The 16,611-nt window shown below is 42.5% G+C and carries 14 protein-coding genes and 1 pseudogene; all 15 read left to right on the top strand.

Translation table 11 applies throughout. The annotated features are described in order from the left end of the window. Positions 1-2: 2 nt before the first annotated feature. The 15 genes and pseudogenes from O3640_RS03610 (at position 3) to O3640_RS03540 (ending at position 16,551) form a co-directional block, all read left to right on the top strand. Positions 3-926, top strand: coding sequence for a TDT family transporter (locus O3640_RS03610; RefSeq protein WP_195321729.1), 924 nt, complete (start codon positions 3-5; stop codon positions 924-926). Positions 927-1,020: 94 nt separating this feature from the next. Next, complete coding sequence (locus O3640_RS03605) at positions 1,021-1,929, top strand: LysR family transcriptional regulator (protein WP_048779550.1); 909 nt, start codon at positions 1,021-1,023, stop codon at positions 1,927-1,929. Next, a complete protein-coding gene (gene lspA / locus O3640_RS03600; protein WP_045634858.1) occupies positions 1,926-2,393 on the top strand; it encodes a signal peptidase II in 468 nt (155 codons plus the stop codon). Before O3640_RS03605 ends, lspA begins: the two co-directional genes overlap by 4 nt. Further along, on the top strand, positions 2,377-3,267 hold the full coding sequence (locus O3640_RS03595; protein WP_008808712.1) for an RluA family pseudouridine synthase: 891 nt from the start codon (positions 2,377-2,379) through the stop codon (positions 3,265-3,267). The genes lspA and O3640_RS03595 overlap by 17 nt, the downstream gene beginning before the upstream one ends. Positions 3,268-3,724: 457 nt before the next feature. Then, positions 3,725-4,489: a (S)-acetoin forming diacetyl reductase gene (locus tag O3640_RS03590; RefSeq protein ID WP_082307656.1), complete on the top strand. Its 765-nt coding sequence runs from the start codon at positions 3,725-3,727 to the stop codon at positions 4,487-4,489. Between the two features lie 256 nt (positions 4,490-4,745). Next, positions 4,746-5,855 carry a glutamate 5-kinase gene (gene proB, locus O3640_RS03585; protein ID WP_195321727.1) on the top strand — a complete coding sequence of 370 codons (1,110 nt, stop codon included), beginning with the start codon at positions 4,746-4,748 and terminating at the stop codon, positions 5,853-5,855. Positions 5,856-5,876: 21 nt separating this feature from the next. After that, on the top strand, positions 5,877-7,139 hold the full coding sequence (locus O3640_RS03580; protein WP_195321725.1) for a glutamate-5-semialdehyde dehydrogenase: 1,263 nt from the start codon (positions 5,877-5,879) through the stop codon (positions 7,137-7,139). Between the two features lie 2 nt (positions 7,140-7,141). After that, entirely contained in the window at positions 7,142-7,948 is an 807-nt protein-coding gene (gene proC, locus O3640_RS03575) for a pyrroline-5-carboxylate reductase (protein ID WP_195321719.1), read from the top strand. Positions 7,949-8,012: 64 nt separating this feature from the next. Next, on the top strand, positions 8,013-8,351 hold the full coding sequence (locus O3640_RS03570) for a zinc ribbon domain-containing protein YjdM (protein WP_371586697.1): 339 nt from the start codon (positions 8,013-8,015) through the stop codon (positions 8,349-8,351). 7 nt (positions 8,352-8,358) lie between these two features. Further along, positions 8,359-8,991 (top strand): Pr6Pr family membrane protein, encoded by a 633-nt coding sequence (locus O3640_RS03565; protein WP_195321717.1) that lies wholly within the window; start codon positions 8,359-8,361, stop codon positions 8,989-8,991. Positions 8,992-9,251: 260 nt separating this feature from the next. Then, a pseudogene (locus tag O3640_RS03560) lies at positions 9,252-9,416 on the top strand (bifunctional pyr operon transcriptional regulator/uracil phosphoribosyltransferase); the annotation flags it as partial. Between the two features lie 156 nt (positions 9,417-9,572). Continuing rightward, complete coding sequence (locus O3640_RS03555) at positions 9,573-10,649, top strand: carbamoyl phosphate synthase small subunit (RefSeq protein WP_306552663.1); 1,077 nt, start codon at positions 9,573-9,575, stop codon at positions 10,647-10,649. 23 nt (positions 10,650-10,672) lie between these two features. Further along, complete coding sequence (carB, locus tag O3640_RS03550; RefSeq protein WP_195321712.1) at positions 10,673-13,852, top strand: carbamoyl-phosphate synthase large subunit; 3,180 nt, start codon at positions 10,673-10,675, stop codon at positions 13,850-13,852. 885 nt (positions 13,853-14,737) lie between these two features. Continuing rightward, complete coding sequence (pyrR, locus tag O3640_RS03545) at positions 14,738-15,259, top strand: bifunctional pyr operon transcriptional regulator/uracil phosphoribosyltransferase PyrR (RefSeq protein WP_046165616.1); 522 nt, start codon at positions 14,738-14,740, stop codon at positions 15,257-15,259. A gap of 8 nt (positions 15,260-15,267) precedes the next feature. Continuing rightward, positions 15,268-16,551, top strand: a complete 1,284-nt coding sequence (locus O3640_RS03540) for a uracil-xanthine permease family protein (RefSeq protein ID WP_060970482.1) — start codon at positions 15,268-15,270, stop codon at positions 16,549-16,551. Positions 16,552-16,611 lie beyond the last annotated feature (60 nt).

Here is a 16,611-nt window from a genome sequence, read left to right as displayed (position 1 = left end):
TTATGAAGATAAAGAGAAGAGAACCCTTATTGGTCCAATCCGGTCTCGTTTTAGGTTTGTTAGCCATTGGAAACTTGGTAGGAAGTTGGAGCCAAATCTTACGTTATTTTTTTGCAGGACTAGCAGTTCTCTTTTTTATTCACCTTGTATTTGGCATGGTCTCATACAGAAAGTTGGTCAGAAATCAGTTAAGAGATCCTCTTATTGCTTCTGTCTTTCCGACTTTTTTCATGCAAGGGATGTTGATTTCAAGTTATCTGGCAAGTTGGACATTTTTAGGAGCTTGGACCATGTTCTTGGCTTTGTTCCTTTGGTGGATTAGTTTGCTTGGTCTAATTCTATTGATGGTTTATTACATTTGTTCATTTGTTATTCCCTTCAAGCGGGAAAATATTTATCCTTCTTGGACTGTTCTGTTTGTAGGAATTGGTGTAGCTCCTTTGACAATTTTTGTATCTCATCAATACTGGCTAGGACAGATAATTTTTTGGTATTGTCTTCTTGCTTCCATTCTAGTTTTGCCAATTGTTTTTTATAAGACTTTTAAGATTGGACTAACAGAAGCGATTCTGCCGAATATGACGACGTTTTGTGCTCCGGTTTCATTGATAACAGCAGCTTATGTAGCTAGTTTCCCAAATCCAAACAATCTTTTGCTCTTATTCCTTATCGTTTTTGGGCAGATACTTTATTTCTTTATCCTATATCAACTTCCAAGTCTTTTGAGAAGACCTTTTTCTGCAGGATTTTCCGCCTTTACTTTTCCTTTAGTGATTTCAGCAACAGCCCTAAAAGCTTTCTTACTGCATTATAATATAGGAATTGCTGGACAAATTATTTATGTATGTGAAGTGCTAATCGCTTTAGTTGTTGTTCTAAGAGTAACTTTCCTGTATTTAAAAGACATATTTGCATTATCAGAATAGTGTAAAAGAGGATCTCTAGTTTAGAGACCCTCCATTTCTTTATGAAAGAGTGAATTTATGGTATAATATCAATACTTTATATGAGGAAGATAAAATGAATATTCAACAATTACGATACGTGGTTGCTATTGCAAATAGTGGTACTTTTCGCGAGGCCGCTGAAAAAATGTATGTCAGTCAGCCGAGTCTTTCCATTTCTGTTCGAGATTTGGAAAAAGAACTTGGATTTAAAATTTTTCGTAGAACTAGTAGTGGGACCTTTTTAACTCGTCGTGGAATGGAGTTCTATGAGCGGGCTCAAGAATTGGTAAAGGGGTTTGATATTTTCCAAAATCAGTATGCTAATCCTGAGGAAGAAAAAGATGAGTTTTCTATTGCTAGTCAGCACTATGATTTCTTACCCCCTCTTATCACAGAGTTTTCAAAGTTATATCCAGCATATAAGAATTTTCGGATATTTGAATCGACTACTGTACAGATTCTAGATGAAATAGCCCAAGGTCATAGTGAGATTGGAATCATCTATCTTAACAATCAGAACACTAAGGGAATTATGCAAAAGATAGACAAGCTTGGTTTAGAGGTTATTGAACTCATTCCTTTCCAGACGCATATCTATCTACGGGAGGATCATCCGTTGACCAATAAAAAAGAATTGATTATGGATGATTTGACTGACCTACCTACCGTTCGATTTACTCAAGAAAAAGATGAGTATCTCTATTATTCTGAAAACTTGGTCGATACCAGTGCTAGTTCCCAGATGTTCAATGTGACAGACCGGGCCACATTGAATGGTATTTTAGAAAGAACAGATGCCTATGCGACTGGATCAGGTTTCTTGGATAGTAATAGTGTGAATGGCATTACAGTGATTCCTGTCAAAGATGCTCTAGATAATAAAATGGTTTATGTCAAACGGTCTGAGGTTGAACTATCTCAAGTTGGAGAGGCGTTTGTAGCTGTTATGAAAGAATATTTTGAGAAGAAGAGAAAAGTATGAGAAGAAAAATAACCATTCCCCTTACGATTGTCTTGCTGATTGTTTTAGATCAGTTGGTTAAGTGGACTATTGTCTCTAATATTAAATTAGGTGAGGTTAAGGGATTCATTCCTTCAATCATGAGCCTAACATATCTTCAAAACACAGGAGCTGCTTTTTCTATTTTAGAGAATCAGCAGTGGCTCTTTACAATTATCACACTCCTAGTGATTGGTGGAGCCATCTGGTATTTGATAAAAAATATAAAAGGTTCATTTTGGCTTATCAGTGGGTTGACCTTGATTATTGCAGGTGGTTTAGGTAATTTTATTGATCGCTTGCGCCAAGGATTTGTTGTCGATATGTTCCAAGTTGATTTTATCAATTTTGCAGTCTTTAATGTTGCGGATACCTATCTAACTTTTGGAGTTTTAATCATGCTCCTAGTCATCATAAAGGAAGAAACTAATGGAAGTGAAAGTTGAGCAGGCTGGGGCGCGTTTAGATAAAGCCGTTGCTGATTTAACTGATTTGTCAAGAAGCCTAGCTAACGAGCAAATTAAGACAGGCAAGATTTTAGTGAATGGCTTGGTAAAAAAAGCTAAGTACACTGTTAAAGAGGGCGATGTCATTTCTTACGAACTACCAGAGGTTGAGGAAGTTGAGTATGTTCCTGAGGATATTCCATTAGAAATCGTCTATCAAGATGAGGACGTGGCAGTTGTCAATAAACCTCAGGGAATGGTAGTTCATCCTTCTGCAGGTCATACAAGCGGTACGCTAGTCAACGCTCTTATGTATCACATCAAAGACCTGTCTGGCATCAATGGTGTTCTCCGGCCCGGGATTGTCCATCGGATCGACAAGGACACTTCAGGGCTTCTCATGATTGCAAAAAATGACCAAGCCCATGTGGCTCTGGCTGATGAGCTCAAGGATAAGAAATCCCTACGCAAGTATTGGGCTATTGTTCATGGAAATCTACCTAATGACCGTGGAGTGATTGAAGCACCGATTGGCCGCAGCGAAAAAGACCGCAAGAAGCAGGCTGTGACGGCCAAAGGCAAGTCAGCTCTGACGCGTTTCCAAGTCTTGGAACGTTTTGGTGACTATAGCTTGGTTGAGCTTCAGTTGGAAACAGGACGAACTCATCAAATCCGCGTTCACATGGCCTACATCGGACACCCTGTAGCTGGAGATGAGGTCTATGGACCTCGTAAGACTTTAAAAGGACATGGCCAATTTTTGCACGCGCGAACGCTGGGCTTTACCCATCCTCGAACTGGTGAAGTGTTGGAATTTACAGCTGAAGTGCCAGCAATTTTCCAAGAAACCTTGAAAAAGCTACGTCAAGAATAATCAGATTCATTCATTATTAAAATACAAAACAGTCCCTAGGAGCTTTTGAAGCTGCTTGAGGCTGTTTTTTTATATTAAAGAGGAGAAATTAATCATGTGCCAAGTTAAATTTCCCTATCACCCGAATATCTATCAATTAGAGTTTAGCCCAATCAAGCCTAATCAAGATAGTTTAGTTATGACATATCGGAACTGTGCTTTATCCCCAAATTTCATAACCAAAAAAATTAAAGTAATGCTACAAGTTCCTAATATACCTGCTACAAGATACATCATAGGATTTATCAATAATCTATAAAACTGCAAAAATTTGACACAGTTTTCACATAGTTGTATAATCGTACCATAGCTCTGACAGAAGTTTCATAATGAAATTTTTTGCCATAACTAACTTGTAAACCCTTTGCTGTTCAGCTATGAACGTGTCGCGGTATCATGGATACCAAGGAGGAATCATATGTCAAAAGTTGCTATTGTTACAGGTGCAGGTCAAGGGATTGGTTTTGCGATTGCAAAGCGCTTGGTTCAAGATGGATTTAAAGTCGGACTATTGGACTATAATGCGGAAACTGTTGAAAAGGCTGTTGCAGAGTTATCTGCTACTAAGACCTTTGCTGTAGTTGCAGATGTGTCTAAACAAGCAGAGGTAGCTGCCGCCTTCCAAAAAGTCGTTAATCATTTTGGGGATTTAAATGTTGTTGTCAATAATGCTGGTGTAGCACCAACAACACCACTTGATACCATCACAGAAGAACAATTTACACGTACTTTTGCCATTAACGTAGGTGGCGTCATTTGGGGATCTCAAGCTGCTCAAGCACAATTTAAGGCTCTTGGCCATGGAGGCAAGATTATCAACGCTACATCTCAGGCAGGTGTTGTGGGAAATCCAAATTTGACAGTCTACGGTGGTACGAAATTTGCGGTTCGTGGAATCACTCAAACATTAGCGCGTGATTTAGCCGACTCTGGAATTACAGTTAATGCTTATGCGCCAGGTATCGTGAAGACACCAATGATGTTTGATATCGCTCATGAAGTTGGTAAAAATGCTGGCAAAGATGATGAGTGGGGGATGCAAACATTCGCTAAAGATATCACGCTGAAACGTCTCTCTGAACCAGAAGATGTTGCAGCAGCTGTTAGCTTCCTAGCAGGGCCAGATTCAGACTACATTACTGGTCAAACTATTATCGTTGATGGTGGCATGCAATTCCATTAAGAAATGTTCAAAAGATTTGTTCAAAACTGTGATCGATTGGTCGCAGTTTTTTACGTTCTTAATAGAAAAGATTTTAGTTAGTTGAAGCTATTTTATCAAAGATAGCTTTAAAATTGACGAACAGTTATTTAAGGCTCGCTGTATACCGTTCAAGTAAAATAACGTCCTTCAACCCCTCGACCGCTTCAATCACGGTCGTTTTTATTTTCCGTAAATCATGGTATAATAAGACAATCTAGCAGTGAAGGAAAAGGAAATGAAAGCAAAGCGAATCGTATTTAAAGTGGGAACTTCGTCATTGACAAATGCAGATGGCAGTCTGTCACGCGCCAAAGTAAAGGAAATTACTCGGCAGTTGGCTCTTTTGCATGAGGCGGGACATGAGTTGATCTTGGTCTCATCAGGAGCTATTGCGGCAGGTTTTTCTTCTCTGGGCTTTAAAAAGCGTCCGACCAAAGTGGCGGATAAACAGGCTTCAGCTGCGGTAGGACAGGGTTTGCTTTTGGAGGAATATACAACCAATCTTCTTTTGAAACAAATCATATCTGCTCAGATTCTTTTGACCCAGGATGATTTTGCAGATAAGCGGCGTTACAAAAATGCCCATCAGGCCTTGTCTGTCTTGCTGAATCGTGGCGCTATTCCTATCATCAATGAAAATGACTCGGTGGCTATTGAGGAGCTCAAGGTCGGGGATAATGATACACTGAGTGCTCAAGTGGCTGCCATGGTTCAGGCAGACCTCTTGGTGCTCTTGACAGATGTCGATGGACTCTACACGGCTAATCCCTCTATCAATCCAGATGCCCGCCGGCTTGAAAAGATTGAGAAGATTTCTTCTGAGTTGATTGATATGGCAGGTGGCGCTGGATCAAGTAACGGAACTGGTGGCATGCTGACAAAGATTAAGGCTGCAACTCTGGCGACCATGTCTGGTGTTCCGGTCTATATCTGCTCCTCGCTCAAGAATGATGCTCTGCTGGAAGCTGCGGAGGAAACCAAGGATGGCAGCCTCTTTTTAGCTCAGGAAAAGGGACTAAAAACGCAGAAGCAATGGCTAGCTTTCTATGCTAAAAGTCAAGGGGAAATCTATGTAGACCAAGGAGCAGCCGACGCTCTCAGAAATAAGGGAAAAAGTTTGTTGGTGTCCGGTCTTGTATCTGTATCGGGGAACTTTGCCTATCAGGATACAGTGACAGTTTACGAAGAAGGCAGTGGAGCTATTCTTGGTAAAGGGCGCGTGCGCTTTGGCAAGTCAGCTCTTAAAGATATGCTCAAGTCCAATAAGCCTAAAGGTGTTGTCATTCATCGGGATGACTGGATCTCTTTGACGCCGGAGTTGAATGATTTATTTGCAGAATTTTAGAAGACGAGGAAAGGAGAAGCGATGACCTCAACACAAGCGATTTTTGAAAAGGTTCAGAAAGTTAAGAAGACGATCAATACGGCCACAACTGCCGAAAAAAACCATGCTCTAGAAGAAATGGCAAAGCAGCTCTGGCTTTCTCGTGCGGATATTTTAGCAGCCAATGAATTGGATATGAACGCTGCTAAAGGTAAGATTTCAGATGTGATGCTGGACCGCCTCTATCTGGATGAGGAGCGGATTGCTGCTATGGCAGAGGGCATTCGCCAGTTGATTGACTTGGAGGATCCTGTAGGGCAAGTCTTGGAAAGGACCGAGCTTGATAACGGCCTTGTCATCAGTAAACAGCGGGTGGCTATGGGCGTGATTGGGATTATCTACGAAAGTCGGCCTAATGTCACTTCAGACGCTGCGGCTCTGGCTCTAAAGAGTGGCAGTGCAGTCGTCCTCAGAAGTGGCAAGGATGCCTATCAGACTGCGCTAGCTATTGTCACAGCTTTGAAAGAAGGCTTGGCTCAGACGGAGATTTCGCCGGATTGTATCCAGTTGGTTTCTGATACCAGTCGGGCTTCCGCCCAGGCTATGATGAAAGCCAAGGGCTATCTGGATTTGCTCATTCCTCGCGGAGGTGCTGGACTAATTCAGGCGGTCGTGGAAAATGCGACAGTGCCGGTTATCGAAACAGGTACTGGAATTGTCCATGTCTATGTAGATAAGGATGCTGATCAGGACAAGGCTTTGGCGATTATTGAGAATGCCAAGACCAGTCGCCCCTCTGTCTGCAATGCCATGGAAGTACTACTAGTTCATCAAGAGATTGCAGCTGACCTTTTGCCACGTTTACAAAAGATTTTGGTGACAGATCGTGATGCTGTACAAGAAAAGTCTGTTGAATTGCGTTTGGATGAGAAAGCGGCTCAGTATATCTCGGGCTCGCAAGCTAAACCGGAAGATTTTGATACCGAATTTTTGGATTATGTCTTAGCTGTCAAGCTGGTTTCTTCGCTGGAAGAAGCGGTGGAGCATATTGAGGCTCACAGCACTCATCACTCGGATGCCATTGTGACGGAGAACGATGCAGCGGCAGCTTACTTCACAGAGCAGGTGGATAGCGCAGCAGTTTATGTCAATGCCTCAACCCGCTTTACTGATGGTGGTCAATTTGGACTTGGCTGTGAAATGGGGATTTCTACTCAGAAACTGCATGCCAGAGGTCCTATGGGACTGAAAGAGTTGACTAGCTATAAGTACGTCATCCAAGGAACTGGTCAAGTGAGGAAATAATGATGAAAATTGGATTTATCGGTCTGGGAAATATGGGTGGCAGTTTAGCTCGCCTAATTGCCCAAGATGAAAGATATAGAAGCGAATTACTACTGGCTAATCGAAGTCGAGACAAAGCTGAAAAAATTGCTGCGGAAGTTGGTGGCCAGCCGGTCAGTAATGCAGAAGTTTTTGCTCAGGCAGAGGTGATTTTTCTGGGTATCAAACCAGCTCAATTTGCTGACTTATTGGCTGAATATCGGGAGATTCTAGAAAAACGGGATTCTCTTCTGCTGGTTTCGATGGCTGCGGGTCTGCCTTTGGAAACATTGGAAAAATTAATACCTAGCCACCATCGTTGGATTCGGATCATGCCTAATACACCAGTAGCTGTAGGTGAGGGTGTTATTACCTATAGCTTATCTCAGCAGGCGAATCAAGCGGATGAAGACTTGTTGCGTGAGCTTCTGTCTTCGGCTGGCCTTTTAGTTAAACTAGAGGAGAAGCAATTGGATGCAGCGACAGCTCTTGCTGGCTGCGGACCAGCCTTCGTCTATCTCTTTATAGAGGCTTTAGCGGATGCGGGTGTCCGTGCAGGACTTAGTCGCGATATATCGCTTGAGCTTGCCAATCAGACTCTTTTAGGCGCTGCAAAGCTAAGCAAAGCCAGTGGGAAACATCCTGCCCAGCTCAAAGACCAGGTCTGCAGTCCGGGCGGATCGACCATTGCAGGGGTAGCTAGTCTGGAAGAAAATGCCTTTCGAGGAACAGTCATGGATGCCGTTCAAGCTGCCTACAAGAGGACCCAGGAATTAGGGAAAAAATCCTAACTAGTTTGTCAAAAGTCGCAGAATAGAGTATAATAAATCAGTATATTTTAAAAGGGAGAAAATAATGAACACTTTACCAAATTGTCCAAAATGTAACTCAGAATATGTCTATGAAGATGGTGCACTTTTAATTTGCCCAGAATGTGCTTATGAATGGAACCCAGCTGACGTTCAAGAGGTAGAAGAAGGAGTGGTAGCTATTGATGCCAATGGCAATAAGTTGGCTGATGGTGACACTGTTACCCTAATCAAGGACTTGAAAGTCAAAGGTGCACCTAAAGATCTCAAACAAGGTACACGTGTGAAAAATATCCGCATTGTAGAAGGTGACCACAATATCGACTGTAAGATTGACGGCTTCGGTGCGATGAAGCTCAAGTCAAAGTTTGTAAAGAAAATCTGAGGTAAGTATGAATCGTAGATTGATTTTTGCATATCGTATCATTCTCTTTTTTCTAAGCTTCCTCGGAGTATATCTCGAAATATCTAAATATGGTTGGGGTATGCTCATGTATTATACAGTCCTGTCAAATCTTTTAGTTTTGCTTTTTACCGGCTACCTTATCTATCTCATGACAAGGGCAGATGATAAATGGCAGTCAGTGGGAGTACTTAGAATCAAGGGTGGTGTGACCATGTCTATCATGATTACTTGCGTAGTTTACCACCTTTTACTGGCCCCAATTGCGACAGACTTTTATCGTTTAGAGAATTTCCTTTGTCATTATATAGTTCCCCTTGCTTTTCTTTTGGATACTTTAGTTTTTGACAAAGCACGTCAATACCGTTGGTTTGATCCAATTTCTTGGACTAGTTTACCTTTGCTTTATATGGCATTCGCTCTCTTTAATGGTTTTTTCTTAAAGATTGATATTCCCAATGCTAAAGATAATCCATTTCCTTACTTTTTCCTAAATGTCTTTAAACACCAATGGCCTTATGTCATTAAAAGATGCTTAATCATCTTTGTAGCCTATTTGGTCTTTGGATTTATCTTTTACGGTGTGAAATCGTTCTCTTTTTCAAAGAAGAAGACTTCCTAAAAAGAGACAAATGATAAATTAAACACAATTTTGTTATTATCTATGCATAAAAATACATTTTTTTCTTGAATTAGTTTTTAATTTGTGATAGAGTATTAACAATTAAATAATCCTTTAATTCTATCCAGAGAGATAGACAAGGAGCGAGTAAAAAGATGGGTGGAGTGTAAGCAAGTGCGTCTTGTTTTAGCTTGCCTGATTAGATTTTTCTGAGGTCTCCTTGTATGAGGAGGCTTTTTCTGTTGTTTGAGGAGGAATAAATGAAAACAAAAGAAGTTGTTGATGACATCACCATGAATCGTGCGATTACGCGGATTACCTATGAAATCATTGAGTGCAGCAAGGACCTAAACCAAGTTGTTTTGGCTGGCATTAAGACCCGTGGGGTTCACTTGGCTTATCGCATTCAGAAGCGACTGACTCAGTGTCTTTGTTAGAATGGCTATTATTGAAGCAGTTCTGAAAGGACGACAATAATCTCGGACAGTAAGCCGGGAGTGGAGCAAGCTATCTCACTCCCTATTATTATATATCTTATGTAGATGGTCATAAGCAGTCTGCATCTTAGACAGGAGGGAACAATGGCAAAGAGACTTTTAATATTAGAAAATGGCATGATTTTCGAAGGGGAAGCTTTTGGAGCAGATCTTCTCGTAACAGGCGAAATCGTCTTTAACACGGGCATGACAGGCTATCAGGAATCAATTACGGATCAGTCTTATAACGGACAGATTTTGACCTTTACTTATCCCTTAGTTGGAAATTATGGTGTCAATCGGGACGACTATGAATCTATTCTGCCGACCTGCAAGGGAGTGGTAGTCTATGAGTATGCACGACGTGCTAGCAATTGGCGTCAGCAATTGTCTTTGGATGAGTTCCTCAAAATCAAGAAGATACCAGGAATATCAGGGATTGATACAAGGGCACTAACTAAGATTATACGCCAATATGGAACTATGCGGGCAACCATTGCCAATGCGAATGGTAGTATTGAGCGTTTACAAGACCAGCTTCAGTCTATAGTTCTGCCAACTGATAACATTAAGCAGGTTTCTACCAAGCAGTCTTATCCTGCTCCGGGAACTGGTCGAAACGTGGTATTGGTGGACTTTGGACTCAAGCATTCTATCCTGCGGGAGTTAGCCAAACGCAATTGCAGCGTGACAGTGGTACCTTATGATATAAGCGCTGAGGAAATTCTCCAGCTTAATCCTGACGGGGTTATGTTGTCAAATGGACCGGGAAATCCAGAAGATGTACCTGAGGCTTTGGACATGATTCGCGGTGTTCAAGGCAAGATTCCAATTTTCGGAATTTGTATGGGGCATCAGCTCTTCTCCATGGCTAACGGTGCAAAGACGCATAAGATGAAGTTCGGCCACCGTGGCTTCAACCACGCAGTTCGTGAAATTGCGACAGGCCGAGTTGACTTTACTAGTCAAAATCATGGCTATGCAGTCAGTCGTGAGGGGTTGCCGGAATGCCTGATTGTGACTCATGAAGAAATCAATGATAAGTCTGTCGAAGGTGTGCGCCATCGGGATTATCCTGCTTTTTCTGTGCAGTTCCACCCAGATGCTGCGCCGGGACCGCATGATGCAGATTATCTCTTTGATGAATTTATGGAAATGATGGATGCCCATCAGGCTTACTAGGAAGCAAGATTGAGAGGTGCACTATGCCAAAACGTAAAGATATTCAGAAAATTATGGTCATCGGTTCTGGTCCTATCGTCATCGGCCAGGCTGCGGAGTTTGACTATGCTGGGACTCAAGCTTGCCTGTCCTTGAAAGAAGAGGGTTACAGTGTTGTCTTGGTTAATTCTAACCCAGCAACCATCATGACGGACAAGGAAATTGCGGACAGGGTTTATATCGAGCCTATCACGCTGGAGTTTGTTGCGCGGATATTGCGCAAGGAGCGGCCAGATGCTCTTCTGCCTACTTTGGGCGGCCAGACCGGACTCAATATGGCCATGGAACTATCCAAGTCAGGACTTTTAGAAGAGCTGGGAGTGGAACTCTTGGGAACTAAGTTATCAGCTATTGACCAAGCGGAAGACCGAGACCTCTTCAAGCAGCTGATGGAAGAGCTAGGCCAGCCCATCCCTGAGTCAGAAATTGTCAATACAGTTGATGAAGCGCTGGAATTTGCGGATGGCATCGGCTATCCAGTCATTGTCCGTCCGGCATTTACACTTGGAGGAACTGGCGGCGGTATCTGTAGCAATGAAGAAGAGCTACAGGAAATCGCAGGAAACGGCCTCAAACTCTCTCCAGTGACTCAGTGTCTGATCGAGCGTTCTATAGCGGGCTTTAAGGAAATCGAATACGAAGTCATGCGGGATGGTGCAGACAATGCGCTTGTCGTATGTAATATGGAAAACTTTGATCCAGTCGGCATCCACACAGGTGATTCTATCGTTTTTGCACCTAGTCAGACCATCTCAGACTATGAATACCAGATGTTGCGGGACGCCAGTCTCAAGATTATTCGAGCGCTGAAGATTGAGGGCGGCTGTAATGTGCAGCTGGCTCTGGACCCGCATAGCTTTAAGTACTATGTCATCGAGGTCAATCCACGGGTTTCCCGCTCATCAGCCCTAGCCTCTAAGGCGACTGGTTATCCGATTGCCAAGCTGGCGGCGAAGATCGCAGTCGGGCTTACATTAGATGAAATCATCAATCCAGTGACAGGCTCTACTTATGCTATGTTTGAGCCAGCTCTGGACTATGTAGTCGCTAAGATTCCGCGTTTTCCATTTGATAAATTTGAGCAGGGTGAGCGCCGTCTAGGAACCCAGATGAAGGCGACAGGCGAAGTCATGGCTATCGGCCGCAATATTGAGGAGAGCCTGCTCAAGGCCTGCCGCTCTCTGGAAGTTGGTGTGGACCATAACGAGCTGCCTGCTCTAAGTAAAGTAAGTGATGACGAGCTGATGAGGAAGATTGTCAAGGCGCAAGATGACCGACTTTTCTATATCTCAGAGGCTATTCGCCGTGGTTATAGTCCGGATGAAATTGCTGAGCTGACCAAGATTGATGTCTTTTTCCTAGATAAGCTGCTCCATATTTACGAAATTGAGCAGGAGCTGGTCAGTCATATCGGAGATAGCTATGTGCTTAAGAAGGCAAAGCAAAATGGCTTTGCGGATACTAAGATTGCATCCTTGTGGGGCATGACAGCTGAGCAGGTGCGTCGCATCCGGCAGGAGCAGAAGATTGTGCCGGTTTACAAGATGGTGGATACCTGTGCTGCTGAGTTCGAGTCTGCGACGCCTTATTTCTACTCCACCTATGGCTTTGAAAATGAATCGGTCAAATCCAGCAAGGAATCTGTTCTGGTGCTGGGCTCAGGTCCTATCCGAATCGGGCAGGGAGTCGAGTTTGACTACGCGACTGTTCATTCTGTAAAGACTATTCAGGCAGCTGGCTACGAAGCGATTATCATGAACAGCAATCCTGAGACTGTATCAACTGACTTTTCTGTCTCTGACAAGCTCTACTTTGAGCCGCTGACCTTTGAAGATGTCATGAATGTCATTGAGCTGGAGCAGCCTAAAGGCGTTATCGTTCAGTTTGGTGGGCAGACAGCCATTAATCTGGCAGAGCCACTGTCCAAGGCTGGTGTTAAGATTCTAGGTACCCAAGTGGCGGACTTGGATCGGGCTGAGGATCGGGATCTCTTTGAGCAAGCCCTGAAGGAGCTGGATATTCCGCAGCCGCCGGGTCAGACGGCTACTAATGAAGAGGAAGCAGTAGAGGCTGCTCGTAAGATTGGCTTCCCCGTTCTGGTGCGACCTTCCTATGTCTTGGGTGGCCGTGCCATGGAAATTGTAGAAAACGAAGCGGATCTACGTTCTTATATGCGGACAGCGGTCAAGGCCAGTCCAGACCATCCGGTTTTGGTTGATTCTTATATTGTTGGTGATGAGTGCGAAGTGGATGCCATTTCTGATGGTCGACAGGTCTTGATTCCAGGGATTATGGAGCATATCGAGCGGGCAGGGGTTCACTCAGGGGATTCCATGGCGGCTTATCCGCCACAAACTCTATCGCAGAAAGTTAAGGATACCATTGCGGACTATACCAAACGCTTGGCTCTGGGACTGAACTGTATCGGCATGATGAATATTCAGTTCGTCATCAAAGATGAGCAGGTCTATGTCATTGAGGTCAATCCACGGGCTAGCCGGACCGTTCCTTTCTTGTCCAAAGTGACTGATATTCCAATGGCACAAGTAGCGACTCGTTTAATTCTTGGGGAAACTTTGGCAGAGCTGGGCTATGAAGATGGTCTCCATCCAGAAAGTTCCATGGTTCATATCAAGGCACCAGTCTTCTCCTTTACCAAGCTGGCGAAGGTTGACAGTCTTTTGGGACCAGAGATGAAGTCTACCGGCGAAGTCATGGGCAGTGATCGCACGCTCGAAAAAGCACTCTACAAAGCCTTTGAGGCTTCCTATCTCCATCTGCCAAACTTTGGTAATGTCGTCTTTACTATTGCAGACGATAGCAAGGAAGAAGCCCTGCAGCTGGCACAGCGTTTTGCCAATATTGGCTATGGTATCTGGGCAACTAAGGGGACAGCCTCCTATTTTGAAAATCACGGCCTACACGTCCGTCTGGTGGAAAAAATCGGCAGTGATGATAACAAAGCCATTCCAGCCTATATCCGCAAGGGAAAGGTTCAGGCTATTATCAACACGGTCGGAACCAAGCGAACAGCTGACAAGCATGGTCAAATTATCCGTAGCTCAGCTATTGAGCATGGAGTACCACTCTTCACAGCCTTGGACACAGCTGATGCCATGCTGAAGGTGCTGGAAAGTCGTAGTTTCACTACAGAAGCGATATAGAGCTAGATTTTTGTGTTTCAGATTGTCGTTTGACTGTCTGAAAGTCGGAAAAGTAATCTCATACGGTTAAGCTTGAGAAATGCAACTGTCCAAGCTTATTCTGTCCTTAAATAGCCATAATAAATAACCATTCAAATATATAAAATTAAAATCAAAGAAGAAGTGGGAAAGTATCCTGCTTCCTTTTTTGCTTTATTTTGGTTTCTAGTCACTCTCAGCCTTCCTTGAAGAATTTAAACTTAGGTGAAAATGAGCTGAAAAACTGGATGGAATTAATCAATTTACTTCTTTAGATAATTTGGATATGAACAAGAATAAAATCATAACTTAAGCACTTCAGGAACCAAATAAGACTGTGACTTTTATCAATGTCAGCGACAATTATATCCCCAAAGCAGAGCTTGAATCAAATGAAAATAAAATTCCAAAAGCAATCGCGCAGCATTTTCCTGATGTTCAGGGGGATAACATTGACAATAACAAGGAAGCTAAAGAAAAAAAGCTGATGGACTTAAAAAAGAAGAACCTTCTAAAGCCACGTCAAGATCTGAAGCAAAAGATGAAAAGTCTTTGCCAATCATTGATGAAAAGGAGTCTCTTAGAGCTAATAAAAAATAGACAGACATAAAAAACAAGAAAAAGAAGGAGTTCTGGGATAAATAATCTATTTTTTGCTTAAAATTTGAATTTAATTCTTGAAATTGTTTGGAAATTGTGATAAAGTATTAACAATTAAATAATCCTTTAATTCTATCCAGAGAGGTAGACAAGGAGCAAGTAGAAATTGGGTTGAGCATATACAGGTGCGTCTTGTTTGCACACCCAGCAAATTATTCTGTAGTCTCCTTGAAAAAGGAGACTTTTTTATTGGTTTAGGGGGTATTCATGAAAACAAAAGAAGTTGTTGATGATATTACAATGAACCGTGCGATCACACGGATTACTTATGAAATCATCGAACGCAATAAAGAATTGAACCAAGTAGTCTTGGCGGGAATTAAAACTCGTGGAGTTCACTTGGCTCATCGTATCCAAAAACGATTAGCACAATTGGAACAAATTGATATTCCAGTAGCTGAAATTGATACAAAACCTTTTAGAGATGATAAAAAGAGTCAGGAAGAAGATACGACTTTGATTCCTGTAGATATTACTGACCGTCAAGTGATTCTGATTGACGATGTTCTCTACACAGGTCGTACCATTCGGGCGGCCATTGACAATCTCGTAAGCCACGGTAGACCTTCGCGCGTTAGCCTAGCAGTCTTGGTTGACCGAGGCCATCGGGAATTACCAATTAGAACTGACTATATTGGAAAAAATATTCCAACTAGTAGAACAGAAGAAATCATTGTAGAAATGACCGAAACTGATGGTCAAGATCGTATCTTAATAAAAGGGGAATAATAATCTATATGAATCAAGAAATAAAGTATGATGTTCACGATATGCCAAAACCTGGCTTGCTTTTAGGCTTATCCTTCCAGCATCTGTTTGCTATGTTTGGCGCGACTGTTCTAGTCCCAATCTTAGTAGGGATTGATCCAGCAGTTGCCTTATTCTCAAGCGGCCTGGGAACCCTAGCACACCTCACAGTTACCAAGTATAAGATACCAGCCTATATGGGATCCAGCTTTGCTTATATAGCAGCCATGCAATTATTGATGAAAACTGATGGTATCGGAGCGGTAGCACAAGGTGCTATCACAGGTGGTTTGGTCTATTTTATCGTAGCCATGATTGTTAAGTTTGCTGGAAACGCCTGGATTGATAAAATCCTACCTCCTGTAGTTGTAGGACCAATTATCATGGTCATCGGTCTGAGTTTAGCTGGCACAGCTGTTAGCGACGTTATGAATAAGACAGGAGCTAATGGTGAAAAGGTTTATGATTTGACTTATTTCACTATTGGAATGGTGACCTTGTTAGCAGTCATTCTCTTTAACATATATGGAAAAAAAATCATCGGTATCATTCCTGTCTTACTAGGTTTGATAGTTGGATACTTCTTTAGTTTAATTCTTGGTGCAATAACTGGACAAGAGATTGTCTCATTTGCAAAGGTTGGTGAAGCATCTTGGTTTCATCTTCCGCCAATGAGCCTTCCTTTCTTAGATTATGATGTAAAATTTTACCCTAGTGCGATTTTAACCATGGCACCTATCGCCTTTGTAACTATGACAGAACACTTTGGCCACGTCATGGTATTAAATAGCTTGACAGGAAAAGATTTCTTCAAAGATCCGGGCTTAGATAAAACTTTGACTGGTGATGGGCTAGCTCAGATTATTGCGGGGCTTTTCGGAGCACCGCCAGTGACTAGCTATGGAGAGAATATCGGAGTCATGGCGCTCAATAAAATCTACAGCGTCTATGTGATAGCTGGTGCTGCAGTTCTTGCCATCGTCATGAGTTTTGTCGGAAAAGTTTCCGCTTTGCTCCAATCAATCCCGAGTCCAGTTCTAGGTGGAATATCCATTGCTCTCTTCGGTGTAATTGCCTCAAGTGGACTTAAAATTCTCATAGAAGCCCAGACTAATTTTGATAACAAAAAGAATCTACTGATTGCCAGTGTCATATTGGTTTCTGGTATCGGTGGTCTGACCTTGCAACTGTCGGGTCTGCAAATCTCAGGTGTAGCCTTGTCAACTATCTTGGGAATCGTCCTCTATCTTGTCCTGCCAGAACCTAAAAATTAGGTCTGACATCTGATTTTAAAAATTGTTCACCATTTATTTCAATCTTGTCTTACAGAAAAA

It is taken from the genome of Streptococcus sp. 27098_8_75 (assembly GCF_041432475.1).
GTDB lineage: Bacteria > Bacillota > Bacilli > Lactobacillales > Streptococcaceae > Streptococcus > Streptococcus gordonii.
This window is presented reverse-complemented; position numbering and strand designations above follow the sequence as displayed.

Coding starts and splice junctions, on each gene's coding strand:
- proC (WP_195321719.1), top strand. CDS start 7,142: ATGAAAATTGGATTTATCGGTCTGGGAAATATGGGTGGCAGTTTAGCT.
- O3640_RS03595 (WP_008808712.1), top strand. CDS start 2,377: ATGGAAGTGAAAGTTGAGCAGGCTGGGGCGCGTTTAGATAAAGCCGTT.
- O3640_RS03605 (WP_048779550.1), top strand. CDS start 1,021: ATGAATATTCAACAATTACGATACGTGGTTGCTATTGCAAATAGTGGT.
- O3640_RS03555 (WP_306552663.1), top strand. CDS start 9,573: ATGGCAAAGAGACTTTTAATATTAGAAAATGGCATGATTTTCGAAGGG.
- O3640_RS03565 (WP_195321717.1), top strand. CDS start 8,359: ATGAATCGTAGATTGATTTTTGCATATCGTATCATTCTCTTTTTTCTA.
- carB (WP_195321712.1), top strand. CDS start 10,673: ATGCCAAAACGTAAAGATATTCAGAAAATTATGGTCATCGGTTCTGGT.
- lspA (WP_045634858.1), top strand. CDS start 1,926: ATGAGAAGAAAAATAACCATTCCCCTTACGATTGTCTTGCTGATTGTT.
- O3640_RS03540 (WP_060970482.1), top strand. CDS start 15,268: ATGAATCAAGAAATAAAGTATGATGTTCACGATATGCCAAAACCTGGC.
- O3640_RS03580 (WP_195321725.1), top strand. CDS start 5,877: ATGACCTCAACACAAGCGATTTTTGAAAAGGTTCAGAAAGTTAAGAAG.
- O3640_RS03590 (WP_082307656.1), top strand. CDS start 3,725: ATGTCAAAAGTTGCTATTGTTACAGGTGCAGGTCAAGGGATTGGTTTT.
- pyrR (WP_046165616.1), top strand. CDS start 14,738: ATGAAAACAAAAGAAGTTGTTGATGATATTACAATGAACCGTGCGATC.
- O3640_RS03610 (WP_195321729.1), top strand. CDS start 3: ATGAAGATAAAGAGAAGAGAACCCTTATTGGTCCAATCCGGTCTCGTT.
- proB (WP_195321727.1), top strand. CDS start 4,746: ATGAAAGCAAAGCGAATCGTATTTAAAGTGGGAACTTCGTCATTGACA.
- O3640_RS03570 (WP_371586697.1), top strand. CDS start 8,013: ATGAACACTTTACCAAATTGTCCAAAATGTAACTCAGAATATGTCTAT.